Origin of the sequence: Ramlibacter ginsenosidimutans, from assembly GCF_016654015.1 — a bacterium.
GTDB classification, from domain to species: Bacteria; Pseudomonadota; Gammaproteobacteria; order Burkholderiales; family Burkholderiaceae_C; genus Ramlibacter; species Ramlibacter ginsenosidimutans.
This window is the reverse complement of the sequence record NZ_JAEPWM010000001.1, coordinates 840,791-863,820: the sequence shown is the minus strand read 5'-3', so window position 1 is coordinate 863,820 and position 23,030 is coordinate 840,791. Positions and strand designations below refer to the sequence as shown.

The 23,030-nt window shown below is 68.7% G+C and carries 28 protein-coding genes; 15 read left to right on the top strand and 13 right to left on the bottom strand.

What is annotated here, in order from left to right:
• Positions 1 to 18: 18 nt before the first annotated feature.
• Complete coding sequence (gene zwf, locus JJB11_RS04280; protein ID WP_201166647.1) at positions 19 to 1,473, bottom strand: glucose-6-phosphate dehydrogenase; 1,455 nt, start codon at positions 1,471 to 1,473, stop codon at positions 19 to 21.
• Positions 1,474 to 1,644: 171 nt separating this feature from the next.
• Between zwf and tal the strand changes: the two genes are divergently transcribed.
• The 6 genes from tal (at position 1,645) to JJB11_RS04250 (ending at position 5,836) form a co-directional block, all read left to right on the top strand.
• On the top strand, positions 1,645 to 2,589 hold the full coding sequence (gene tal / locus JJB11_RS04275; protein ID WP_201166646.1) for a transaldolase: 945 nt from the start codon (positions 1,645 to 1,647) through the stop codon (positions 2,587 to 2,589).
• Entirely contained in the window at positions 2,586 to 4,136 is a 1,551-nt protein-coding gene (pgi, locus tag JJB11_RS04270) for a glucose-6-phosphate isomerase (protein WP_201166645.1), read from the top strand. Before tal ends, pgi begins: the two co-directional genes overlap by 4 nt.
• A 47-nt stretch (positions 4,137 to 4,183) precedes the next feature.
• Positions 4,184 to 4,840, top strand: coding sequence for an NUDIX hydrolase (locus JJB11_RS04265; RefSeq protein WP_201166644.1), 657 nt, complete (start codon positions 4,184 to 4,186; stop codon positions 4,838 to 4,840).
• Positions 4,841 to 4,933: 93 nt separating this feature from the next.
• On the top strand, positions 4,934 to 5,320 hold the full coding sequence (locus JJB11_RS04260) for a hypothetical protein (protein ID WP_201166643.1): 387 nt from the start codon (positions 4,934 to 4,936) through the stop codon (positions 5,318 to 5,320).
• Entirely contained in the window at positions 5,320 to 5,577 is a 258-nt protein-coding gene (locus JJB11_RS04255) for a DUF5985 family protein (RefSeq protein ID WP_201166642.1), read from the top strand. Before JJB11_RS04260 ends, JJB11_RS04255 begins: the two co-directional genes overlap by 1 nt.
• A gap of 10 nt (positions 5,578 to 5,587) precedes the next feature.
• Positions 5,588 to 5,836 (top strand): DUF5985 family protein, encoded by a 249-nt coding sequence (locus tag JJB11_RS04250; protein WP_207189924.1) that lies wholly within the window; start codon positions 5,588 to 5,590, stop codon positions 5,834 to 5,836.
• Positions 5,837 to 5,997: 161 nt separating this feature from the next.
• On the opposite strand, the gene JJB11_RS04245 is transcribed toward JJB11_RS04250, so the two are convergent.
• The 7 genes from JJB11_RS04245 to JJB11_RS04215 all read right to left on the bottom strand — a co-directional run bounded on the left by JJB11_RS04245 (position 5,998) and on the right by JJB11_RS04215 (position 10,274).
• The gene (locus JJB11_RS04245; RefSeq protein WP_201166640.1) at positions 5,998 to 6,483 is read right to left on the bottom strand and encodes a pyridoxamine 5'-phosphate oxidase family protein; all 486 of its coding nucleotides are present in this window, start codon (positions 6,481 to 6,483) and stop codon (positions 5,998 to 6,000) included.
• A gap of 86 nt (positions 6,484 to 6,569) precedes the next feature.
• Entirely contained in the window at positions 6,570 to 6,899 is a 330-nt protein-coding gene (locus JJB11_RS04240; protein WP_201166639.1) for a hypothetical protein, read from the bottom strand.
• A 93-nt stretch (positions 6,900 to 6,992) separates the two neighbouring features.
• Positions 6,993 to 7,391, bottom strand: a complete 399-nt coding sequence (locus tag JJB11_RS04235) for a DUF4186 domain-containing protein (RefSeq protein WP_201964586.1) — start codon at positions 7,389 to 7,391, stop codon at positions 6,993 to 6,995.
• The gene (locus JJB11_RS04230) at positions 7,388 to 8,722 is read right to left on the bottom strand and encodes an ATP-binding protein (RefSeq protein WP_201166638.1); all 1,335 of its coding nucleotides are present in this window, start codon (positions 8,720 to 8,722) and stop codon (positions 7,388 to 7,390) included. Before JJB11_RS04230 ends, JJB11_RS04235 begins: the two co-directional genes overlap by 4 nt.
• Entirely contained in the window at positions 8,719 to 9,390 is a 672-nt protein-coding gene (locus JJB11_RS04225) for a response regulator transcription factor (RefSeq protein WP_201166637.1), read from the bottom strand. The genes JJB11_RS04230 and JJB11_RS04225 overlap by 4 nt, the downstream gene beginning before the upstream one ends.
• 16 nt (positions 9,391 to 9,406) lie before the next feature.
• Complete coding sequence (locus tag JJB11_RS04220) at positions 9,407 to 9,646, bottom strand: PepSY domain-containing protein (RefSeq protein WP_201166636.1); 240 nt, start codon at positions 9,644 to 9,646, stop codon at positions 9,407 to 9,409.
• 31 nt (positions 9,647 to 9,677) lie between these two features.
• Complete coding sequence (locus tag JJB11_RS04215) at positions 9,678 to 10,274, bottom strand: glycine zipper 2TM domain-containing protein (RefSeq protein ID WP_201166635.1); 597 nt, start codon at positions 10,272 to 10,274, stop codon at positions 9,678 to 9,680.
• Positions 10,275 to 10,573: 299 nt separating this feature from the next.
• Here JJB11_RS04215 and JJB11_RS04210 point away from each other — a divergent pair, with 299 nt between their 5' ends.
• From JJB11_RS04210 to JJB11_RS04180, 7 genes are all read left to right on the top strand, one after another.
• Positions 10,574 to 10,876, top strand: coding sequence for a flagellar biosynthetic protein FliQ (locus JJB11_RS04210; protein WP_201166634.1), 303 nt, complete (start codon positions 10,574 to 10,576; stop codon positions 10,874 to 10,876).
• A 10-nt stretch (positions 10,877 to 10,886) separates the two neighbouring features.
• Positions 10,887 to 11,675 carry a flagellar biosynthetic protein FliR gene (gene fliR, locus JJB11_RS04205; protein ID WP_201166633.1) on the top strand — a complete coding sequence of 263 codons (789 nt, stop codon included), beginning with the start codon at positions 10,887 to 10,889 and terminating at the stop codon, positions 11,673 to 11,675.
• Positions 11,675 to 12,763, top strand: coding sequence for an EscU/YscU/HrcU family type III secretion system export apparatus switch protein (locus JJB11_RS04200; RefSeq protein WP_201166632.1), 1,089 nt, complete (start codon positions 11,675 to 11,677; stop codon positions 12,761 to 12,763). The genes fliR and JJB11_RS04200 overlap by 1 nt, the downstream gene beginning before the upstream one ends.
• Positions 12,760 to 13,467 (top strand): FHIPEP family type III secretion protein, encoded by a 708-nt coding sequence (locus JJB11_RS04195; protein ID WP_201166631.1) that lies wholly within the window; start codon positions 12,760 to 12,762, stop codon positions 13,465 to 13,467. Before JJB11_RS04200 ends, JJB11_RS04195 begins: the two co-directional genes overlap by 4 nt.
• A 4-nt stretch (positions 13,468 to 13,471) precedes the next feature.
• Positions 13,472 to 14,227 carry a sigma-70 family RNA polymerase sigma factor gene (locus JJB11_RS04190; protein ID WP_201166630.1) on the top strand — a complete coding sequence of 252 codons (756 nt, stop codon included), beginning with the start codon at positions 13,472 to 13,474 and terminating at the stop codon, positions 14,225 to 14,227.
• Between the two features lie 70 nt (positions 14,228 to 14,297).
• Positions 14,298 to 14,684: a DUF805 domain-containing protein gene (locus JJB11_RS04185; RefSeq protein ID WP_201166629.1), complete on the top strand. Its 387-nt coding sequence runs from the start codon at positions 14,298 to 14,300 to the stop codon at positions 14,682 to 14,684.
• 344 nt (positions 14,685 to 15,028) lie between these two features.
• Positions 15,029 to 15,577, top strand: coding sequence for a cysteine peptidase family C39 domain-containing protein (locus JJB11_RS04180; RefSeq protein ID WP_201166628.1), 549 nt, complete (start codon positions 15,029 to 15,031; stop codon positions 15,575 to 15,577).
• Positions 15,578 to 15,637: 60 nt separating this feature from the next.
• Here JJB11_RS04180 and JJB11_RS04175 read toward each other — a convergent pair whose 3' ends face one another.
• From JJB11_RS04175 to JJB11_RS04155, 5 genes are read right to left on the bottom strand one after another with little or no spacing between them, the layout of a single operon-like run.
• Positions 15,638 to 16,519 (bottom strand): spore coat protein U domain-containing protein, encoded by an 882-nt coding sequence (locus JJB11_RS04175; RefSeq protein ID WP_201166627.1) that lies wholly within the window; start codon positions 16,517 to 16,519, stop codon positions 15,638 to 15,640.
• Positions 16,516 to 18,816: a fimbria/pilus outer membrane usher protein gene (locus tag JJB11_RS04170; protein WP_201166626.1), complete on the bottom strand. Its 2,301-nt coding sequence runs from the start codon at positions 18,814 to 18,816 to the stop codon at positions 16,516 to 16,518. The genes JJB11_RS04175 and JJB11_RS04170 overlap by 4 nt, the downstream gene beginning before the upstream one ends.
• A 37-nt stretch (positions 18,817 to 18,853) precedes the next feature.
• Positions 18,854 to 19,600, bottom strand: coding sequence for a fimbrial biogenesis chaperone (locus JJB11_RS04165; protein ID WP_201166625.1), 747 nt, complete (start codon positions 19,598 to 19,600; stop codon positions 18,854 to 18,856).
• Position 19,601: 1 nt separating this feature from the next.
• Positions 19,602 to 19,970: a hypothetical protein gene (locus JJB11_RS04160; protein WP_201166624.1), complete on the bottom strand. Its 369-nt coding sequence runs from the start codon at positions 19,968 to 19,970 to the stop codon at positions 19,602 to 19,604.
• A 36-nt stretch (positions 19,971 to 20,006) separates the two neighbouring features.
• Positions 20,007 to 20,498 carry a hypothetical protein gene (locus tag JJB11_RS04155; RefSeq protein WP_201166623.1) on the bottom strand — a complete coding sequence of 164 codons (492 nt, stop codon included), beginning with the start codon at positions 20,496 to 20,498 and terminating at the stop codon, positions 20,007 to 20,009.
• Positions 20,499 to 20,862: 364 nt separating this feature from the next.
• Here JJB11_RS04155 and JJB11_RS04150 point away from each other — a divergent pair, with 364 nt between their 5' ends.
• Together JJB11_RS04150 and JJB11_RS04145 are read left to right on the top strand one after the other, a co-directional pair.
• Positions 20,863 to 21,537 (top strand): response regulator, encoded by a 675-nt coding sequence (locus JJB11_RS04150; RefSeq protein ID WP_201166622.1) that lies wholly within the window; start codon positions 20,863 to 20,865, stop codon positions 21,535 to 21,537.
• Complete coding sequence (locus tag JJB11_RS04145) at positions 21,534 to 22,907, top strand: ATP-binding protein (protein ID WP_201166621.1); 1,374 nt, start codon at positions 21,534 to 21,536, stop codon at positions 22,905 to 22,907. The genes JJB11_RS04150 and JJB11_RS04145 overlap by 4 nt, the downstream gene beginning before the upstream one ends.
• Positions 22,908 to 23,030 lie beyond the last annotated feature (123 nt).

Here is a 23,030-nt window from a genome sequence, read left to right as displayed (position 1 = left end):
GGAAGGCAAGGCGGGCCATCAGCACTCCTCGGGCCAGCAGAAGCCGTCGCGCGCGATCATGGCGCTGGAAGCGCTGGGCCCCCAGGTGCCCGCCGCGTAGGGGCGCGGTCCGCGCTCGTCGTTCGCCCAGTGCTCCATGATGGGCTCGACCCAGCGCCAGGCAGCCTCCTGTTCGTCGCTGCGCACGAACAGGTTCAGGCGGCCGGCGATCACGTCCAGCAACAGGCGCTCGTAGGCACCCACGCGCTCGGAGCCGAAGCGCTTGTCGAAGTCCAGGTCCAGGTGCACGGGCGTGAGCACCTGGCCATTGCGCCGGTTCTCCTGGCCAAGCGCCAGCAGGTGCAGCTGCAGGCCATCGCGCGGCTGCAGGTTGATCACCAGCCGGTTGCAGCTGCCCGGCGGCGCGTGGAAGATGGCGTGCGGCGTCTCGCGGAAGTTGACGACGATCTGCGCTTCGCGCGAAGCCAGGCGCTTGCCCGTGCGGATGTAGAAGGGCACGCCGGCCCAGCGCCAGTTCTGGATATCGGTGCGCAGCGCGACGAAGGTCTCGGTGTTGCTCTCGGGCGAGACGCCGGGCTCCTCGCGATAGGCCCTGGCCGGGTGGCCGTGCACCATGCCGGCCGTGTACTGTCCGCGCACGACATGCTGGTCCAGCGAGACCGGCGTCCAGGGCGACAGCGAGCGCAGCACCTTCAGCTTCTCGTCGCGGATCGCATCGGCGTGCGCGTTGATCGGCGGCTCCATCGCCAGCGCGCACAGCAGCTGCAGCGCATGGTTCTGCACCATGTCCCGCAGGGCGCCGGTCTTGTCGTAGAAGGCGCCGCGCTTCTCCGCGCCCAGGTCCTCCGCGATGGTGATCTGGATGTTGGAGATGTGCTCGCGCCGCCACACCGGCTCGAACAAGGCATTGCCGAAGCGCATGGCGAACAGGTTCTGCACCGCCGGCTTGCCCAGGTAATGGTCGATGCGGAAGATCTGGCGCTCGCTCAGCACCGCGCGCACCGCATCGTTGATCTGGCGGTTGGACGCGAGGTCATGCCCCAGCGGCTTTTCCAGGACGATGCGCGTGTTGGGCGTGTTGAGCCCGGCGCCGGCGAGCTGTTCCACCACGCGCAGGAACAGGTCGGGCGCAGTGGCAAGGTACATCACCACGGTGTCCGCATGGCGCTCGCGCAGCGTGTCGGCGAGACGCCGGAAATCCTCGGGATGGGAGAGGTCGAGCCGCAGGAAGTGCAGCAGTTCGGCGAAGCGGTCGAACTCCTCGGGCGAGGGCCGCTTGGCGAGCTCCACGTCGTGGAAGCGCGACCGGATCAGTTCCCGGTATTGCGCGTCGCTCAGGTCATCGCGGGCGATGCCGATGATGCGGCCGTCCGGCGGCAGCGTGCCGTGGCGAAAGGCCTGGAACAGCGCAGGCATCAGCTTGCGCCATGCGAGGTCACCGGTGCCGCCGAAGAGGACGAGGTCGAAGCTCATGGTTCCTGGGGTCGAAAGGGAAAGGGCAATGTAACTTAGTTTCAGCGCCGCTGGCCCGCGTTTGCCGACCGCGCGTCAGCCATGCTGAGTAACTAGGTTACGGCGAGAAAGGCGCGAAGCGGCGTGCACCGCGAGTGCCCCTGCGCGCGGCATGGAGCCGATAATCGGGGCATGAATCAACTGGATGCCCTCAAGCAATACACGACGGTGGTGGCGGACACCGGCGATTTCAACCAGCTGGCGCACTACCACCCGCAGGACGCGACCACCAATCCCTCGCTCATCCTGAAGGCAGTGCAGAAGCCCGACTACGCGCACCTGCTGCAGCAGACCGTGCAGCGCTTCCGCGGCCGTCCGATCGACGAGGTGATGGATCGGTTGATCGTGCGCTTCGGCACCGAGATCCTCCAGCTGATCCCCGGTCGCGTGTCGACGGAAGTCGATGCGCGCCTGAGCTTCGACACGGAAGCGAGCTTCAGCCGCGGCGTTCGCCTGATCGAGCTCTACGAAGCCGAGGGCGTGCCGGTGGACCGCGTGCTGATCAAGGTGGCCTCCACCTGGGAGGGCATCCAGGCCGCGCGCAAGTTGCAGCAGCGTGGCATCCGCACCAACCTGACGCTGCTGTTCTCGTTCTGCCAGGCCGTGGCCTGCGCGGAAGCGGGCGTGCAACTGATCTCGCCGTTCGTGGGGCGCATCTACGACTGGTACAAGAAGAGCGCAGGCGCGTCCTGGAACGAGCAGGCCAGCTCCGGGGCGAACGATCCCGGCGTGCAGTCCGTGCGCCAGATCTACCAGTACTACAAGCACTTCGGCATCCCGACCGAGGTGATGGGTGCGAGCTTCCGCAACACGGGCCAGATCCTCGCGCTGGCCGGCTGCGACCTGCTGACGATCAGCCCCGAGCTGATGGCCGAACTGCGCAAGTCCGAAGCGCCCGTGCAGCGGGCGCTCGACCCGGCGCAGGCGAAGTCCGCGGACATCCAGCGCATCCAGTACGACGAGCGCCAGTTCCGCTGGGCGCTGAACGAGGATGCGATGGCGACGGAGAAGCTCTCCGAGGGGATCCGCGCGTTCGGCGCGGATGCGGTGAAGCTCGAAAAGCTGATGCAGGCATGAAGCGCCCGCGCTGTGACGAGACGGCAGCCTGGCGGGAACTGCAGGAGCGCTTCCGCTCGAGCGGTGTGTCGTTCGACTTGCGCCAGGCCTTCGCGCACGATGCGCAGCGCTTTGCGCACTTCAGCCAGACGGCGCCACAGGTCTTCGCCGACCTGTCGAAGAATCTGATCGACGCGCCCACCGAGCGGGACCTGCTGGCGCTGGCGCGCGAGACGCAGCTCGAGGGGTATCGGGACGCGATGTTTGCCGGCGAGCGCATCAACAACACCGAGGACCGCGCGGTCAAGCACTGGCTGCTGCGGGCGCCGCGCGACGCCGCCGATGCGGACTCGGTCGCCGTGCACGAGACACTCGATGCGATGCTCGCCTTCGCCGAGCGCGTGCGCGCCGATGCGGCGATCACCGATGTCGTGAACATCGGGATCGGCGGCTCCGACCTCGGGCCGCAGATGGTCGTCGCGGCGCTGGAAGCCTTCTGCAGCGAAGGCAAGCGCTTCCACTTCGTCTCCAACGTGGACGCCCACGAGCTCGACGCCGTGCTGCGCCGCGTCCGCCCCGCGTCCACGCTGTTCCTCGTCGCCTCCAAGACCTTCACCACGCTGGAGACCATGACCAACGCGCGTTCGGCGCGCGCCTGGTTCGAGCAGCATGGCGGCCAGGACGTCGCGCGCCACTTCGCCGCGCTCACCACGAACGTGCAAGCGGCACGCCAGTTCGGCATCGCCACCACCTTCGGCTTCTGGGACTGGGTGGGCGGACGCTACTCGCTGTGGTCCGCCATCGGCCTGCCCGTCGCCATCGCCATCGGCGCGCAGGGCTTCCGCGAGCTGCTGGCCGGTGCGCACGCCATGGACCGGCACTTCCGCACCGAGCCGCTGGAGCGCAACCTGCCCGTGCGCCTTGGGCTGCTCGATATCTGGTATCGCGACTTCCACCGGTTCGGCAGCCGCAGCGTCGCGCCGTACCACAGTGCCTTGCGCCGGCTGCCGGCCTACCTGCAGCAGCTCGAGATGGAGAGCAACGGCAAGAGCGTGGATGCGCAGGGGCGGCCGGTGAGCTTCGGCACCTCGCCGGTGGTCTGGGGCGAGCCGGGAACCAACGGCCAGCACGCGTATTTCCAGATGCTGCACCAGGGCACGGACCGGATCCCGGTGGAGTTCATCGCGGTGCGCGAACCGGCGCACGAACTGCCCGGCCACCACGAACTGCTGCTGGCCAATGCGCTCGCGCAGGCGCAGGCGCTGATGCAAGGCAAGGACGATCCGGGCGGCCACCGCCACTTCCAGGGCAACCGGCCCAGCACCTTCTTCGTGCTGGATGCACTCACGCCCGCCTCTTTGGGGGCCTTGATCGCGCTGTACGAGCACCGCGTGTTCACGAGCGGCGCGGTGTGGGGCATCGACAGCTTCGACCAGTGGGGCGTCGAACTGGGCAAGGTGCTGGCCGGAGACATCGCGAAGCGCTTCGCATCGGGCGACACGCAGGGCCTCGACGCGTCCACTGCGGGACTGCTGCGCCGCCTGGGCGGGGGCGGGCAGCCGGAGTGATCCTCTTGCGCGGCGACATGGCGGGGTTCGGGATGCAGGCCTGACCGATGCTCGATCCCGCACTGCGCACGCAAATCCGCGATCGCCTCGCTTCCTTCCCGGTGCACCGGCTGGCCGTCGGCACCCACCGGCATGCCGCCGTGGCCGTGGTGATCGCGGAGGAGGGCACGGGTGCGGCGCTCGCCGGCATCCCCGCACCCGACGCGTGGAGCGATGCACCGGCGCTGATCCTCACGCGCCGCGCCGCCGGCCTGAACAAGCACGCCGGCCAGTGGGCGCTGCCGGGCGGCGGCATCGATGAGGGGGAGACGCCCGAAATGGCCGCCTTGCGCGAGCTGCGCGAAGAGATCGGGCTGGCGCTCGCGCCGGATGCACTGCTCGGCACCCTCGACGACTACGCGACGCGGTCCGGGTTCGTCATCACGCCGGTGGTGCTCTGGGCGGGCGAAGCGGCGCACCTGCGGCCGCACCCGGCCGAAGTGGCGAGCATCCATCGCATTCCGCTGCGCGAGTTCATGCGAGCGGACGCACCGCTGCTGGATGCGCCCGAGGTACCAGGCCGTCCGATCCTGCGCATGCCGGTCGGACACAGCTGGATCGCCTCCCCGACCGCGGCCGTCCTGTACCAGTTCCGCGAGGTCTGCCTGGCCGGCCGCGCGACGCGCGTTGCGCACTTCGACCAGCCTCCGTTCGCGCGCCGTTGAGCACCGCCGCCGCGGCCAGCGTGTATAGTCCGCGCTTGTATTTGTACCCATCGATTTGCGAGCCGCGCCTGTGCGCGTAGTCCGACCGATCGCATGAGCCACTCCCCGGTCCCCGACGAGGTCCGCCGCTTCATCCTGACCAGCATTCCTTCGGTGCCGTACCTGGAGGCGCTGCTGCTGCTGCGCGCCGAGTCCGGGCGCGCCTGGGATTCGCACCATCTCGCGGGGCGCCTCTACATCGGCGAAGGGCAGGCGCAGGAGCTTCTGCAATCCATGCACCAGGCGGGCGTCACCAGCCGCCGGGACGACGGCACCTGCACCTATGCGCCCTCGGCCGAAGGGCTTGCCGCCAGGATCGACGCCCTGGCGGAAACCTACGCGCACAACCTGGTCGGCGTCACCGACCTGATCCACTCGCGGCTGGACAAGCGCGCCCACCAGTTCGCCGATGCCTTCCGCTGGAAGAAGGGTGGGAACTGATGGCCCAGGCGATCTACACGCTGTGCGCGCTGACCAGCCTGACGTGCCTGGTCCTGCTCTGGCGCAGCTACCGCGCCACCGGCTCGCGGCTGCTGTTCTGGAGCGCGCTGTGCTTCCTGCTGCTGACAGTCAACAACGTGCTGCTGGTGCTCGACAAGATCGTGTTCCTCCAGCGCGACCTGACGCTGGGGCGGCTCACGGCCGCACTGCTGGCCGTCATCCTGTTGCTGTTCGGGCTGATCTGGGAGGACAACTAGCGTGGCGCAGATGCTCATGGGCGCGATCGCCGCCGGCTTCGTGGTGGCCGGCCTGTTCTTCTTCCGCTTCTGGCGCCAGACGCACGACCGCTTCTTCCTGCTGTTCGCGGCCTCCTTCTGGCTGGAGGCGATGAACCGCGTGGCGCTCGCGCTGCTGGAGCATGCCGACGAGCAGGAGCCGCTGTTCTACCTCGTGCGGCTCATCGCCTACGGCCTGATCCTTGCGGCCATCTGGCAGAAGAACAGGACGCGCCGCTGAACGCGCTTGACACTGCGCCCGCGAGGGATTTCGGTAGCAGCATTTGCACAAATGCGTAGACTGGAGCCGCCCTTCGGTTCTGGGGGGCTGGACTTCAGATCTCCTTCCAGCCCCGCACCCGCGGGGCTTTTTTCCGGCCGTGCCGGGCCGGCCTTTCGTGGTCACGCCTGCGGGCCGGCGGACGCCATGAGCGACGCGTACGCGTCGGCGGTGAGCGAACCCGCCTGCGCGAAGCCGGCCACGAAGCGCACGGACCGCACCGCGATGACGAAGAGGGAGAAATCCGAGAAGCCGAACATCATCTCGCTTTCGGGAAAGCGTGCGAGGTAGGCGGCCCGTGCAGCGGCGTGGTCGGGTGCTTCGGGGGCGCAGGGGCGCGCTTCGCCTTGCAAGGTGGCTCTCGGTTGCGCCTGTGCCGGCGCGTCCGGCGCGCGCGCACCCAGCACCATCAGGCTGACGCCGGGATGCTGCTCCATGTCGCGCGTGTGCGTGGCGAGCCGGCTCACGTGCACCACGCAGCGGCCATCGGGCAGCAGGGCATAGGGCACCATCGACACGAAGGGCTCGCCGCCGTGCAGCGTGCCGAGGGCGGCGACGTCCTGTTGCAGCAGCAGGTGGCGCAAGGCCTGGGTCTGGGCGGGTTCCATGGAGGAACCTTAGCCGGTTTTGCAGCGGCTGCGCGTTGCGCGGAGTGCCAGGAACCGGGCGAGAGTCGGCGGCCGCAGCCGAAGACTCAGAGGTCGCGCTTGCGGCCGACGCTGGAGAAGGGATCGAGCTCGGTGAGCTGGCTGGGCCGCGTGTCGCGCACGTAGACGCGGTCGGTCGGCACCAGCCCCTGCAACTGGCTGTCCAGGGCGGTCATGGAGTCTTCCCACACGCTCCAGTCGTCCTGCGAATTCCCTTCGGCGACGACTTCGGGCAGTGGTGCGGGCGCGACAGGCTCGGCGCTGCCGCCCGCGCGTTTGGCCGACGCTGAACGCGCCGGCGACCGCCCGGACTGGGAAGAGGACGCGCCCTGCGCCCCCTTGGCAGGTGGCGCGCTGCGCTTCAACCACTTGAACATCACACGCTCCGACAGCAAAGCGGGCGCCCGCTCTGCAAAGGCGGGCTGCGCGCTGGTTCCCTGTCCGCCATTCTCGACGGCCGGGCTGGCCCGTCAAGAGGGCGAACGATCCTCGAGGCCGGCGCCGGCGTCGCCCCGGACCCTGAGCCAGCGGCCGATGGCAGCCACCACATGGGCCTGTTCCGCCGGCTCCAGCGGGCGCCCCGACGGGATGCCATGCCACTTGGCCAGGCAGCCGCGGCAACAGGTCGCGGTGGCGTGCTGCGCGATGAACACCGGGTGACCCCGCATGGGCGTCTGGCGGCCGTCGTTGGGCGGCTGCGCGGGAGCGAGCCGCGCGGCCACGAAGTCCGCTGCGTGCGAGAGCACCGTTTCGATGCCGCGCGACGCCAGGTACGCCTGCTCACGCGGGCCGAGCCGGAAGCGCATGCGGAAGCGCGAGCGCTCCAGGGCGGCGAACAGGTCGTCCAGGTCCCGCATGCGCACGCTCATGGGGCCGGCAGCACGATGTCCACCAGGGCGCCGCCCCAGGCGCCCCGACCGAGCTTCAGCTCGCCATGGTGGCTGGCCACCAGGTCGTTCACGACCGCGAGCCCGACGCCGTGCCCGGGCACGCGCTCGTCCCCGCGCACGTGGATCTGCAGCACCGAGGCGGTGTCGCTGAAGCCGGGGCCGTCGTCCTCGACGCGCAGCCGCAGCCGCCCCTCCTCGCGCCACGCCCGCACCACCACGCGCTGCTTCGCCCACTTGGACGCGTTGTCCATCAGGTTGCCGATGATCTCGAACAGGTCGCCCTCGTCGATGCGCCAGCTCAGGTCCGGGGTGCATTCGGTGTCGATGGCGAGTCCCTTGTCCGCGTACACCTTGACCAGCGCGTTGCGCACGCGATCGAGCACGGGGGCCAGCAGCACGGGCGCGGCGAACCGGGTGGCGCCGCCGGCGCGGGCGCGACCCAGCTGGTGCTGCACGATGTCGTCCATCCGCGCCACCTGCTCGCGCACCGCGTCCGGCAGCTGCGCGGGCTCGTTGAGTGCGTTGCGCAGCACCGCGAGCGGCGTCTTCAGGCTGTGCGCGAGGAAGCTCAAGGCCTCCTTGTAGCGGCCCTGCCGCACCCGCTCCTGCTGGATCAGCGTGTTCAGGTTGTCCGTGAGAGGCGCGATCTCCTTCGGATAGCGGCCCTCGATGCGCTCCTGCGCGCCGGATTCGATGCGCCCGATCTCCGCGGCCACGCCCGCGAGCGGTGCCAGTCCCCAGCGCAGCAGGAGCAGTTGGGCGGCCAGCAGGAGGAGCGCCGCGCCACCCAGCCACTCCCACAGCGTGCGCGTGAACACGGCCACTTCGTGGTCGAACTCCGTGCGGTCCTCCAGCACCGACAGCACCAGCGGACTGGAGCCCTTGCCGGCCGCCCAGTTCACGCGGTAACTCACCGCCAGCCAGCCGTGGCCGCCGCCGTCCAGCGTCTCATCGAGCCACTCGCCGGTGTTCACGCCCTCGCGCCGGAACGGCGGGTTCACGCCCACCGTGGAAGGCGAGCGCCATTGCTCGTTGCGCCCGACGTTGTAGATGCTGGCGTACAGGCCCGATTGCGGCAGCGACAGCCGCGGCTCGGCAAAGGCCGCCGGCATGACCAGTTGGCCGTTGTCGTCGAGTTCGGCGCGTGCCAGCAGCAGGTAGACCGTGCCTTGCAGGCGGCTGAAGTAATTGTCGCGCACGCTCTCCCTGTGCGCGCGCTGCACGGCGACGCCGGCGCCGGCGAGGAAGGCCAGCAGCACCAGCGCGGCGCCCAGCATCAGCCTGGCCCGGATCGAGTAGCCGGGCCTCATTCCAGCGCGAAACGGTAGCCGCGTCCGCGCACCGTTTCGATGGGTGCCAGCGTTCCTTCGGGATCCAGCTTGCGGCGCAGGCGTCCGATCAGGACTTCCACGACGTTGCTGTCGCGGTCCTCGCCATGGGGATAGAGATAGTCGGCGAGCTCGGACTTGGTCACCACGCGCGCGCGTTCGCGCACCAGGTATTCGAGCAGGCGGTATTCGTAGGCGGTGAGCTCCAGCGGCTCGCCTTGGAGGCGCACGGCCTGCGCGCCGAAGTCGATGGCCACGGGACCGACCGTGAGCGTGTCGCTCGCGGCCTTGAGCGAGCGCCGCAGCAGAGCCTTCACGCGGGCCGCCAGTTCGGGATATTCGAACGGCTTGGTGAGGTAGTCGTCGGCACCGGCTTCCAGCCCGCTGACCTTGTCCTGCCAGCTGTTGCGCGCCGTGAGGATCAGCAGCGGCATGGTGCTGCCCGAGGCGCGCAGGCGCTGCACGATGGTGAGGCCATTGAGCTTGGGCAGGCCCAGGTCGACGATGGCGAGATCCACCGGATATTCCTGCGCGAGGAAGAGGCCTTCCTCGCCGTCGCGCGCCTGGTCGACGCGGTAGCCGTCGGCCTCGAGCTGGCGCGCCAGCGGCAGGCGCAGTGCGGCGTCGTCCTCGATCAGCAGCAGGCGCATGGCCGTTGGGCCCGCCTCAGCGCGTCTGGCCGGTCGTGGCGTCCACCAGCACCACCCGCACCTCGCCGCTCGGCGTGACCACCTTCACGCGCCACACCGCTCGCCCGCCGGCATCCGACCGTTCGACCGCGAGCACGCGGCCGCCGGTCTCGCGCTGGGCCACGGCCGCGGCCTCGTCGCGCCCCACCGCTGCCCAGGCAGGCAGGCCGCAGGCGGCGAGCAGCGTGGCGCAGAGCAGGGTGCGGAGGAGGTTCACGGCGGGCTTCCGGACAGGCAGGTGGGACGAATCAGCGGCGATGGTACTCGCGCTCTTCCAGCGGCGTGACGGACACGCGCACCGGCAGGCTGTTGCCCGGTTGTTCGTGCATCACGGTGGTGTACTGGTTGCCGCGGTACTCGTAGGTGACGCGGTAGCCGACCAGGTGCTGCTGCTGGTCCATCACCGTACGGCAGTTCTGCACCTCCCGCGGGGGCGCCTGCACGTATTGCTGCTGCTGGTTGCTGTTCTGGATGCTGTTGCCAGCGATGGCGCCGACGATGGCACCGGCAGCCGTGGCAGCCGTGTTGCCGTTGCCGCGGCCCACCTGGTGGCCCAGGATGCCGCCGGCCACGCCGCCGATCACGGCACCGGCCACCCCGTTGTTGCTTGCCACCGGCTGCGGCGCGTCCTGCACCAGCTGGCTGGTGCACTCCTGGCGCGGCGCCTGGACCACTTCGTACTGCGGCTGCACGCTCTCGACACGGGCGCGGTCCACGAAGGTGGGCGACTCGACGGCGACGGGCTGCGCGGGCGCGGCCACGGCATAGCCCGGGCGGCCATAGGGCTGGGCCTGGGCAGTGATGGCCGCCGCGGCGGCCAGCGCGAGAAGGGCGAAACGTTTCATTGCGAGAACCTCCTGGGTCGTTGTGGTGGGAAGCTTAAAGGCTGCTGTGTGAACGCAAGCTGAACGAATGTGAGTCTTCGTTCAGCTTGGCGCAGGAGCAACGGCGCTTGCCAGTGGTACTCCCAATCCTGCCGCTCATACCCCGGCGCGGCCCCCTCGAAGCTCGGGGAGCGGCCAGCGACGTTGCCGGCGCGGCGATGCGATGAATCGCGCGCACCGCGCAAGCCGTGCCGCCTGCATTCGAAGGAGGTCCGAAGTCGGCCGGCGTCTGTGACTTGCCGCACTAAACAGCGTGGGCCATGGCGCGCAAAGTCGGCCACTCCAAGGAGGACCCCGTGCACAGCGACCTGGCCCTGAAACTCACCGCCGACCTGTTCTGGACCGGATTGCTGGTGTGCCTGCCCATCCTCGGCATCACCGTCCTGGTGGGGCTCGTGGTCAGCGTGCTGCAGGTGGTGACCTCGATCCAGGAGGCGTCGATCAGCTTCGTGCCGAAACTGGTCGCGGCCGGGGTCGCAATGGTCGCTTTCGGTCCCTGGATGCTGCGCACGCTCTGCGGGTTCACGATCGCGCTGTGGACGCGCATTCCCGCGATGTTCTGAGGCGGGAGCTATGCAGCAGATCGTCTCGCTCCTGGGCATGTCGTGGATCACGGCGGTGCTGCTGCTGGCGGCGCGCATCGCGGCGGTCCTGCTGCTCACGCCCGTGCTGTACGCCGTGAACGTCCCGGTGCTGGTGCGGGTGCTGCTGGTCGTCGCGCTGTCCTGCGCGCTGGCACTCCCCTTCGCAGCCCGCACGAGCGTGCTGCTGCAGGACACCGGCAGCCTGTTCGGCGCGCTGCTGCGCGAGGCGGCGATCGGCGCCACGCTGGGTCTGGGCGTGCTGCTCGCGTTCGCGGGCTTCTCGCTTGCAGGCCGGCTGGTCGACGTGCAGGTCGGCTTCGGCCTCGCGCAGGTGTTCGATCCGCTCACGCGCGCGCGCATCCCGATCGTCTCGGCGCTGTTCGGCCTGCTCGCCGTCCTGTTCTTCTTCCTGGTGGACGGTCACCACGCGCTGCTGCGCGGCATCGCGTTCAGCGTCGAGCGCTTCCCGGTGGGTGGCGACTGGGTTCTGGGCGGTGCGGCGGAGCCCATGGTCCGGCAGGGTGCGGGCCTGTTTACGCTCGGTTTCGCACTGGCGTCGCCCGTCGTGCTGGGATTGTTGCTGCTGGACTTCGTGCTGGCCGTCGTGTCGCGCAACCTGCCGCAGATGAACATCTTCATGGTGGGGCTGCCGCTCAAGATCACGCTGGGGCTGCTGGCTTTGTCCGTGTGGGCAGCGGGCTTCGGAGCGCCGGCGCGTCGGCTGTATCAGGCCATCTACCAGGCCTGGAGCGCGTGGTTTGCGCAAGGGCTGCGCTGATGGCCGAAGCCGACATCGACCGCAGCGAAGCCGCGACGCCCTTCAAGCTGCAGAAGGCGCGCGAACAGGCGCAGACACCGCGCAGCCTCGATGCGGTGGCCGCGACCGTGTTCGCGAGCGGGGTGGCGTGGCTGGCGTGGCAGGGCGAAGCGTCCGCCGCCGCGCTGCTGCGGCTGTTCCATGCGGCACTGGTGCAGGTGGCGGCGGTCGATGCGAGCGGCCATGGCATCGGAACGCTGGCAGGCCAACTGGCGCGCGGCGCAGCCGGCATCCTCGCGCCCCTTTTCATCGGGCTCCCCCTGGCTGCGCTGGTCGCCTCGGTCGCGCAGACCGGCATGGTGTTCTCGCCGAGTGCCCTGCACGTGGACTTCCAGCGGCTCAACCCGGCCACCGGCTTGCGTCGGGTGTTCTCGCTGCGCACCTTGTTCGACGGATTCCGGGCCTGCGCGAAGCTGCTCGTCCTGGGGCTCGCCGGGGGGCTGGCGCTCGCCGCGTTGCGCACGCAGTTTGCCGTGCTCACGGCGCTGCCGCCCGCGAGCTTCCTGCAGACTGCCCTGTCCGACCTCGTGAGCCTGGGCTGGAAGATGGCCGCGGCGCTGGCCCTGGTCGCGATCGTCGACATGCTGTTCACGCGGCGCGAGTTCAGCCGCAAGATGCGCATGAGCCGCCGCGAGCTGAAGGACGAATTCCGCCAGCGTGAAGGCGACCCGCGCATCCGCAGCCGGATGCGCGAGCTGCGCCGGGACCTGATGCAGCGCAGCCGGTCGCTGCGCAACACGCGCAACGCCGACGTGGTGCTGACCAACCCGACGCACTTCGCCGTCGCACTGCAGTACGTCCACGGCAAGATGGAAGCCCCGCGGGTCGTGGCCAAAGGCGCGGGCCAGCTCGCCGCCGCCATGCGCGCGATCGCGGCGCGCCACGGCATCGTGGTCGTGCAGAACCCGCCGCTCACCCGCCGGCTCTTCCGCGAAGCGGGCCTGGACGACTTGCTGCCGGAGAGCTTCCATGCGGAAGTGGCGCGGATCATCGTCTGGGTCCTCGCGATGCGGCAGCAGCGCGCGACCGTAAATGGAGCGCGTCGATGAAGGCGCTGCGTTCGCTCCTGGGCCGCAACACCGACGTGGCGATGGTGCTCGCCGTCCTCAGCGTGCTGATGGTGCTGTTCGTGCCGATCCCGCGCGGCCTGCTGGACTTCCTGATCCTGGCGAACTTCAGCTTCGCCCTGCTCGTCCTGCTGCTCACCTTCTACATGGCGCGCCCGGTGGAGTTCTCCACCTTCCCGTCGCTCCTGCTGGTGGCCACCCTGTTCCGCCTGGCGCTCAACGTGGCGGCGACGCGCCTGATCCTGGCCGAGGGCGACGCCGGGCGCGTCATCGCCGCGATCGGTTCCTACGTCGTCGGCGGCAACGTCGTCGTCGGGCTGATCGTGTTCCTCATCCTGATCATCGTGCAGTTCGTGGTCGTCACGAGCGGCGCGCAACGCGTCTCCGAGGTCGCCGCGCGCTTCACCCTGGACAGCATGCCGGGCCAGCAAATGAGCATCGATGCCGACCTGAACATGGGCTTCATCGACCAGGCGGAGGCGCAGCGGCGGCGCAAGACGCTAGAGAAGGAAGCAGGCTTCTACGGGGCCATGGACGGTGCGTCGAAGTTCGTGAAGGGCGATGCCGTGGCCGGCATTCTCGTGTTGCCGCCCACCACCATCGCCTTGCCGCTGAAGATCCTCGTGTTCGTGCTCGTGGACGGCTGGGCGCTGGTGCTGAAGGCGCTCGTGGGCTCCTTCCATTGAACCCATGGAGCCCCGGCGCGACCCCGCCGAAGCGGAAGCTGGCTTGTGGCAGCGCTTGCGGGCCGCAGGGGATGCGGACGCGCGGGCCCGCTTGCTCGAGATGCACCTGCCGTACGCGAAGATTTTGGCCGGCGTCTACTTCGGCCGGAGGTACCACGACGAGGTCGAGTTCGGCGACTACCTGCAGCTGGCCTCGATCGGTCTCGTAGAGGCGCTGGACCGGTTCGATCCGGCGCGCGGGGTCCAGTTCAGGACCTTCGCCGCCCGCCGGATGCATGGCGCCATCCTCGACGGGCTCGAGCGAATGACGGAAAAGCAGCAACAGATCGCGGCGCGCCAGCGGCTGCGCAGCGAGCGGCTGCAGGAAGTCAAGGCGATGGCCGCGCAGGGCAGGGTGCCCGGTGCAGCGCAGGACCCGGAGCACCTGCTGCGCTTCGTCTCCGAGGTCGGCATCGGCCTGGCGTTGTGCTGGTTGCTCGAAGGCACCGGGATGGTCGAGAGCGCCGACGGCTGCGTCGAACCGTTCTACCGCAGCGTGGCGATGCGGCAGCTGCGCGACCGCCTGCTGCATGCTGTGGACGGCCTGCCGGCGCACGAACGGACGGTGATTCGCAGCCATTACCTGCAGGACGTGCCGTTCGACCACATCGCCGAGACGCTGAGCCTGAGCAAGGGCCGCATCTCGCAGATCCACAAGCAGGCCTTGCTCCACCTGCGCGCCCTGGTGCGGGAGGACGCCGACTGGAACGCCAGCCTCTGAGCGCCGCTCGCTCTCTTGCGTTCCACGCCGCGCTTCGTATCATGGGCACGCTCTACTCGAGGGAGGTCCCATGGAGTTCAAGCAAGCCGTCCAGCAAGCCGTGATGCGGTGCGTGCGCGACAAGTATGCGGACTTCAGCGGGCGCGCCGGCCGCGCGGAGTTCTGGTACTTCATGCTGGCGTGGTTCGTGGTGTCGGCGATCCTCGGCATCCTGCACCTGCACCTGCTCAACATGCTGCTCAACCTCGGCCTGCTCATCCCCGGGCTGGCCGCCGGCACCCGCCGCCTGCACGACGTGAACAAGAGCGGCTGGTGGCAGTTGGTCGGGCTGATCCCGGTGGTCGGCTTTCTCCTGATCGTCTACTGGATGGCGCAGCCAGGGACGGGGCCGAACGCGTTCGGCGAGGTGCCGGTGGATATCGACGACGCGGCGGCGATGCCGCCGGGAGCGGTCTGAGGCGGCGCTGATCTGCGCGGCGGGGCCACCCGGCGCTCTCCGCGCGTCCGCTCGGCGGGTGGTCCCCGTGGGCCTCATCTGAAGAGGGGAACACCTGCCCTTCGGGCATTGCCTCGTCATTCTCACAAGCGCATGCTCCGCGTTCCGTTCCCGCCCGGGACTCCGACGAGGAGAGGATCATGGCGCACTGGGCTGTTCCGCGGATCGTTCCCGCACTGGTCTTGCTGACCAGCCTTGCCCCGTTTCGCGCTCTTCCCGCTGGTGCGAGGACGATCTGCGCTCCCGCCGCTGAGGCGGGCGTGGTCCGCTGCGTGACTGGGCTGCGCACGGCGGAGATGGCCGTGATGTTCCAGGCGCAACACGCCAGCAGCTGGTGCTGGGCTGCCAGCATCGCGATGATCCTGAGGCGCTACGGTCTGGACGTGCCGCAGGACGAGGTGGTACGCACCGCGTTCGGGCTTGCTGCGAACGAGCGGGCAAGCATGCAGGCCGTGGCTGCTCTCCTGAACCGTGGCTGGAACGACGCGCAGGGGCGCGCGGTGGTGATCTCTTCCCGGCCACTTCCGCCATGGCGCCGGTCCTTCGGCCTCGCCGCGCCCGAAGTCCTCGATGAGCTCGCGCAGGGCAGGCCCTTGCTGCTGGCCGCCCAGCAGCACGCGATGGTCCTCATTCAGGTGATCTACGAGCGCCGTGTCGATGGCGAGCCACTTACGGTGGCCGGCGTGCGCATGGTGCAGGCGCTGGTGCTCGATCCGGGTTCGCGCGAGTGGCCGCGCAGCCTCGAGCCGGCGGAACGTCGGCCCGAGTTCGTGGCACGCATCGAGGTGGAAGCGCGTCCCGCGCGCAGCCCGGCCGTGCAAGCGCCGGGCGCGCAGCTGGCGGTGAGCAGGTGACGGTTGGAACGACCGACGGATCCCTTCCGCTGCATGACTGCGCGTGCTTCGCCGCGCAGCTCAGTACGAAACGGTCAAGGTCCGCGTGTCGGTGCCGCTGCAAGTGGACACGTTGCAGGAGCCTGGCTGCTTCGCATCGACGCTGATATTCACGCTGTACGGCTGCGCGAGTGCGGTGCCGGTGTTGATGCCGCTGGCGGTGAGCGAGAGCCCGTACGCGAGGCCCACGGTCGGCACGACGCTGCGCGCCTGGTCCAGCGCGATCGTGTAGGTGGTGCCTTGCGTGCACGTGATGGCGAAGGAACTGCTGCCCGTGACCGCAGTCGGCGAGAACGCCGTGTAATTCACGTTGATACCGCTGGGAGGTGTGCTGAAGCGGCAGCTGCGCGGAATGCTGATGTACACGTTGAACGACGCGGTGGAGAGGATCGCGCCGGCACCGTCCGTGTCGCGCACCGTGATCGGTACAGTGTCGAGGTAGACGCCGGCGGGCTTGGGTGCCTGTCCTGCGGGGATGTTCAGCGTGAAGGTGTACGACAGGCTCAGCGTGCTGCCGGCGTGGAAGTTCTGCTTGTCGACGATTGCCCCATTCGCGGTGCTGCCGGCAGCGGCGCTGCCGGCCTCCGTCCACACTCCGCGCGTCGTGGTGGAGTGGTAAACGACATAGTTGATCGTCTTGGTTGCATCCACATCGAGTGGCGCATTCCGTCCCGCGGGGGTCTGGGTCATTCCGATCCAGAAGGTTTGATGGCTCGGGTCGACGCTGGGATCGCGCATGCAGGTGATGTCCACCGTGCCCTGAGCCGAGACCGAGGTGTTGTTGTAGATCAGGTTGACGCTCGATGGATTGACTGCGGTGGAGCAGGTGATGGCGCTCCAGCCGGGCATGCTACAGAGCAGCGCGGCCGCGCCGAGCAGGAGGCGGTGCAGGATCTTGCTCATCGCGGTACTCCCGTGCAGCGCAGCGGACCGACCCGGGAAATATCGGGCGCGTCGGCCGGCAACTGCAGGGTGAGCGCGCATTCGTGCCCTTGCCAGTGCAGCCGCAGCCGGTTCGTGTCCTTGAGTCCGCTGACGTAGGCCTCGCCATGCCGTGCGACCATGGCTTCCTGGCTTTCCCCCTCGAGGGTCACGGTGGCACCAGGTGGCGCCGGCTGGCCGTCGTCGAAAGTGATGGTCATGAGAGCCGCCTTGCCGCCGCGAACGGCGAATTCCACCTTGGCCACCGACCGGTACGGCGGCACGATCTCTTGCTCCAGCGAATCGACTTCGGCGGACAGTGGCAGGTCGTTCGCGTTCAGTCGGACGTGGTTCGCCTCGTACGCTGTCAGCCCGCCCAGAAGGCTCATGCCGTTCCCGTCGGTGCGCTGCGTTGCCTGGGCGCCAAGGCCCACGCCCACCCGCGGCTGGCCCGGGACGGACACCAGCGCGGCGCTGTTGTCGAACCGCGGCACCGCGAACACCTGTCCTTCGGTCCACACGGCGCCACCGACCGCGCCGAGCCGCACGTCGGTTTCGTGCGGGCGGACCGAACCTTCGGCAGTGAACAGGCCGTACGGCGTCAGCCAGTTCACTCCGGCCTCAGCCCGCTCCTGTCCTTGCTTGGCAACGAGCGTGCGCCAGCCCACCCCGAAGGGTCCGTCCGGCGTGTGCGTCGCGCTCGTATAGAACTCGTTGCGTCCGCCCTGGCGCTGCACGGAAGTGGCGGTGTTGGTCGTGCGGTCCAGTGGCACGGTCAGGAGCGCGCCCATGGTGTACGCATCGTTGCGTGTCATCGCGCGCGTGTAGTACACGCTCAATTGCGACTGGGCTGGCAGAGGGATGCTGTAGTTGAGGGAAGCCGTCGTCACGGGGTCGGCGATGAACGGCTTCTGGTAGGCGAGCGCCACGCCCACGCGACCCCACGGGAACGACCAACTCCCCTGGGCCGCCACCTGCAGGTTCACAGGCGGGTCGGTGTCTTCTTCGCCGAGGCTGCGGAAAGCGCGGCTGTTCCCCTCCACCATGAGCGACATGTTGCCGCTGTACGCCAATCGCTCGAGCCCGAGCAGCCAGCGCGAGCCGTTTCCCAGCCGGTCGTTCTGGCTCGCCATCGCGCCTGCGCGCACGAGCACGTCAGAACCGACGGCCTGCACGCCGGCGAGTCCCAGGCCGCTTCGTCCCTTCGCGACTTCAATGCGTCCCTCCGCGGTGGTGGTGTTGGTGAGGCCGCGACGCAGCAAACCGGACACGAACGGATCACCGTAATCCCAGCTCGCGCTCCCGAGGTTACGGCGCAGCTTGCCCGCCTCGACGCTCCAGTCGTTGACGCCCGGAGCAAGTAGGTCCGAGGTCACGACGAACGGCTGGGTGATGACGGTCTCGCGGCCGAGGATGTCGCGCACTCGCACGGTCACTTCGCCATTGCCGGTGAGGGTGGGCATGTTGTCGACCGCGAACGGGCCGGCCGGAACGTTGTTCGTCTGCCGCAGAACGTCGTTGACGTACAACTGCACGGTCGACGGGGTACTGGTCTGCCCGGCAATCAACGGCACGGGTTGGCGGTTGATATACGGCGCCAGGCTGAAGTTCGTTCCGAACTGGACGCCGCCGAAGTAAGCGTTGCGTCCGAGCAGCCCGGTGCGCAGCATGCTGTCGCCGCCGATCAACGTGTAGCCCTGGTCGGGAAAGTCTCGACGGAACGTGGTCTCGAGACGCGTGAGTCCTTGCGAACTCTGTCCCACGAGATTGGGCGCGACGAAGGTCTGGGTGAGCACGCCCCATCTGCCGCTCGTGCCGGCTTCACCGATCAGGCCGACGCCGTCGGTGGGCACCGGCCCGCCAGTCCGGCTGTAATTCAGGTCGTAGTTGACGAACACTGCCGGCACCACGGGTGTTCGCGGAAGCACTGGACTCAATTCGCGCGACAGGCGTGTCGAGATGAATGCTTCGCCAGGAACGGTGAGCTGGAGCGTCGCCTTGTCCACATCAAGCTTGCTCTCGACCCCGGTGACAGCGCCGATGGGGACGTAGGCAAAACCCCGGTAGTCGATGCTGGGTGTCTCCGGCCTTACGAGCAGGCGCCAGTTCGTGAACGCTTCCGCTGGCGCGTACAGCACGCCGTCGCGCACGACGATCGGCCAGATGCCGCCGGCACCGCCGTTCACGGTGACTTCCACCGGCAGCACGCGCTCGCCCGTTTCCGGCTGGCGGTTCTGGGCGGCCAATGGCGCGGCGTGGAGGACACTGCACGCCAGCATGGCCGACCACAGGATTGTGCGGACCTGGAACCGGCGCTTACTCCGGCAGCCGGACATCGAAGACCTGCTTCGAGCCGTCATCCTGCGTTACCTGGAGCTTGAGAGGTCCGCCCGGGATGCGCGAGCCATCGCTCGACAGATCGAAGTTGCGCGACACGCCGGGCAGGATGTAGCCGCCCCTGATCTCGGAAGTCAGCAGCGTGTTGCCGGAGGGGGTGGAGAGCGTGATGCTCGCCGGCTGTGCGTATGCGTGCCCCTTGTTTTCGCAGCTTGCCCGCAGGGCGGTGGGGCTGGTGCGGGTGGCGGTGCAGGCCATTTCGCGTTTGGCCCCGGGCGGCGTGATGAAGATCGGGAGCGAGAAGGCCAGCGCCACCTGGATCTTCACTCCGTCCTTGGGTGCCAGCGCTTCCGGCACCTCGCGCACGATGAGCCGATAGGTCAGTTGCTCGCCCGGCACCGGCGGCCGCAGGTTGGCCAACCGCACCGTCTGGCGTGCGCCCCTGCCCAGCTTCAGGATGGGTGGTGCGAGCACCAGGTCCTGGGTGGGCAAGAGATCGTCGGTTCCGTCGGGCTTCTGTTTCCACTCGAAGAGCTCGGCCTGCATCACCAGGTCCGTGTCGCCCTCGTTGATGATCGTGACGCCCGTGGCCCGCTCGCGCGCCTCCATGAAGATGCGCACCGGACTCACGGAGAAGGACCCGGCCAGCGCCGGGTGGGCGGTTGCCGCCGCGACGCAGGCGGCGAGAAGAAAGAGAACGCGCCTGCTTGTCGATGTTCGGGTCATGTCACCACGCGATGGTCAGCTCCAGGTACCTGTCATTATCGAGCTGAACAATGCGCCAGCTGCTGATGTTCGTCCCGAAGCTGTAGACGGGGAGACGTTCCTTCGCAACACCGAGGCTGCCTAAGCTGTCCGAGCTCACGCGCTGGTACGGCACGGCGCCAGCAGCGGGAACGAGCGGACCTCCGCGCAGCTGGCACGTGACCTGCACGGCCGGATCGCCGGCGGTCGCCCCGCACGCACCCGAGGAGGTCACCAGGTTGACCTTCACCTGCACATCCGCCGAGAGCGAATTCGCGGCGGCGGCACCAGCCACTGCAAGCGTCGCGGCGCAGGCCAGAATCAGTCCCTGTGCAATCGATCTCACTGCCATCCTCATGCCTTGGTACAGCCAGCCGAGGCGGGGCGATCAGAACGCGAGCGTGACCGTGCGCGTAGCGGTCTGGGCGCCTGCCCCAGCATTGTCACCGGCTTGGCCGGACGCCATGGTGCCGCTCAATTTGAACGTGAGCGTGGCCGGGGTCGCGCCAACCGTCGCCGTGGCGGCGGTGCCTGGCACAGTAGCGCTGTTTGCCAGGCTCAGCGAGTACGCCAGGCCGGAAATTACGCCTGCGCCCGCGTTGGCATCCCAGGTGATGGTGGGGGACGCGCCGAACCCGCGCGTGCACAACACGTCGAAGGTCATCGACGGGTTGGGTGTCGTCGCGGCCCCGAACGCGGTATAGGTGCCGAAGTCCACCGCCAAGGTCGGAGCGGCGGCTGACAGCTTGCACTGGCTCGTCAGGTTCACGCTGACGGAGACGTTGGCGCTATTCAACAGCGTCTGGGCGGAAGCGCCAGAGGCCAACGCCAGGGCGGTGGCGGCGATGCCGGCGATACGGATCAGCTTGAATACTTTCATCTCAACGACTCCTTTACGGGATCTCCTCAATAGAGGGTTACGTGATTTACCTAACAACGGCTCAACTGTAAGCGGCTCGCGAACGATCGCAACCTCCCGCGTCAGGGAAATCAAAGACTTGCGAAGGGGTGAGGGGCGAGAAGTGGCGTGTTTGTCACACTTGCCGGCGCCTTGCTGTCCATCCGGGGACGGGCGGCCGTCGGGCTGCGACGGGCGGGAAGGGCGCTGGCGTAGCGCTTTCGCAGCACCTCCGGGGCGTGGTCGCTAATGGCCTGCTAACAAAATAGACCTACGCTTGAGTCCCGATCCGGAGAGATGCCATGTCTTGCGTGCTACGTTCCGCCCCCCGGCAAGGAGGGCCCCAATGAGAGTCCTGCTGGTCGAAGACGACGAGATGATCGGCCACAGCCTGCGCGAGGCGCTGCAAGGCCAGGGCTGGTCCGTCGATTGGGTGAAGGACGGCCTGCTCGCGCAAAGCGCCTGGGACGACGGCGACTACGCCTGCGTGCTGCTGGACCTGGGCCTGCCCAAGCGCGATGGAGTCGAGGTCCTGCGCCACGCGCGCAGCCGCGGCGACACGACGCCGGTGCTCGTGCTCACCGCGCGCGACGGCGTGGACGACCGCGTGCATGGCCTGGACCTGGGCGCCGACGATTACCTGCTGAAGCCCTACGAGATGCGCGAACTGCTCGCCCGCATGCGCGCGGTGATCCGGCGCCGCGACGGCAGCGCGCATTCGGTGATCGGCAATACGGCCATGCAGCTGGATCTCACCACCCGCGAGGTGCTGGTGCAGGGCGAGCGTTCGCAGCTCTCCGCGCGCGAGTTCGCGCTGCTGCACGCGCTGCTGGAGCGGCCCGGCGCCATCCTGTCGCGCGAGCAACTGGAAAACCGCATCTACGGCTGGGGCGAGGAAGTGACCAGCAACGCCGTCGACGTCCTGATCCACGGCATGCGCCGCAAGCTCGGACCCGATGCGATCCGCAACGTACGCGGCCTGGGCTGGCGGGTCACCGGCGGCATGGAGGGCGCAGCATGAAGTGGCATGTCTTTCCCAGCGGGCCGATGTGCTCGATGCGCAGGGCGCTGATGCTCTGGCTGGTCCCGATGTTCCTGCTGGTGGGCGTGGGCTCGGCGGCGGTCTCCTGGTGGTCCTACCGCAACATGGTGGGGATGTTCCTCGACGACCAGATGGTGCAGCTCGCGGACGCCCTGGTGAACAACGAGATGCCGCAGCCGCCGCAGCTGAACGCCGAGCGCGTGTTCCAGTGGGGCTCGTACGTGGTCCAGACCTTCGGGGCCGACGGCTCGCTGCAGGTCACTTCGTTTCCCGAGACGACGCTGCCGCTGCAGGAAGGCACCGGCTTCCATGACGTCGAGCGGCAGGACCATCCCTGGCGCGTGTACACGCTGCCTTCCAGCAAGCCGGGCGGGCACACGGTGCAGGTGCTGCAAAGCGAGGACTTCCGCGTCAAGCTGAGCGCCGAGCGCGCCGGCGCGGCCATCGCGCCTTTCCTGCTGATGGTGCCGCTGGCCATGTTCGCGCTGTGGGGCGTGGCCCGGTCGATGTCGCGCGCGCTGCAGGACATCGGCCAGCAGGCCGCGCAGCAGGACGAACACAACATCGCCGAGCTCTCGCTGGCCAACGTGCCGCAGGAGATCGTGCCGCTGGTGACCTCGTTCAACAGCCTGCTGCGCCGGCTGCGCGACGCCTTCGCGACGCAGCGGCGCTTCGTGCAGGACGCCGCGCATGAACTGCGCACGCCGATCGCCGCGATCGGCCTGCAGGTGGAGAACATGCGCAGCGACATGACCTGCAAGGCGGCCGAGGCGCGCTTCGCGCATCTCGAGTCCGGCGTGCGCCGGGCGCAGCGCCTGGTCGACCAGTTGCTGCGCCTGTCGCGCCAGGAAAGCGCCGGCGCCGACGGTCCGGCGATCGTGGACCTGCGCACGCAGCTGCGCGAGAGCGTGAACACGCTGATCGGGCTGGCGGACCAGCGCAACATCGACCTGGGGCTCGTGAGTCCCGAAGCGGGCAATGCGCCGATCCCGCTGACCTGCAATGCCGGCGACCTGCGCAGCCTGCTGGACAACCTGATCGAGAACGCGTTGCGCTACACGCCCGAAGGCGGCGTGGTGGACGTGCGGCTGGTGCGCGAGCCGAACTGCGTCGCGGTCGAAGTGGTGGACACGGGCCCCGGCATCCCTCAGGAGCTGCTGCCGCGCGTGTTCGACCGCTTCTTCCGCGTGCCGGGCAACGGCAGCAACGGCAGCGGCCTGGGCCTGTCCATCGCGCGGGCGGCCGCGGAGCGCTCCGGCCTGCGGCTCACGCTGCGCAATCGCGAGGACCGCAGCGGGCTCATCGCTCGGGTGGAAGCGCTCTCTGCCGCGGCGCTCACGCCCACCTAAGAAACCGCTAAGCCAGCGCTAAAGGGCGACACCTACAGTGGAGACACGGTGAGAGCGGGAAGGGATGGAGAGTCCCGCACCCACCGATCCATCGTCTCCATCGACTCATGAAGAGGTCTCGCC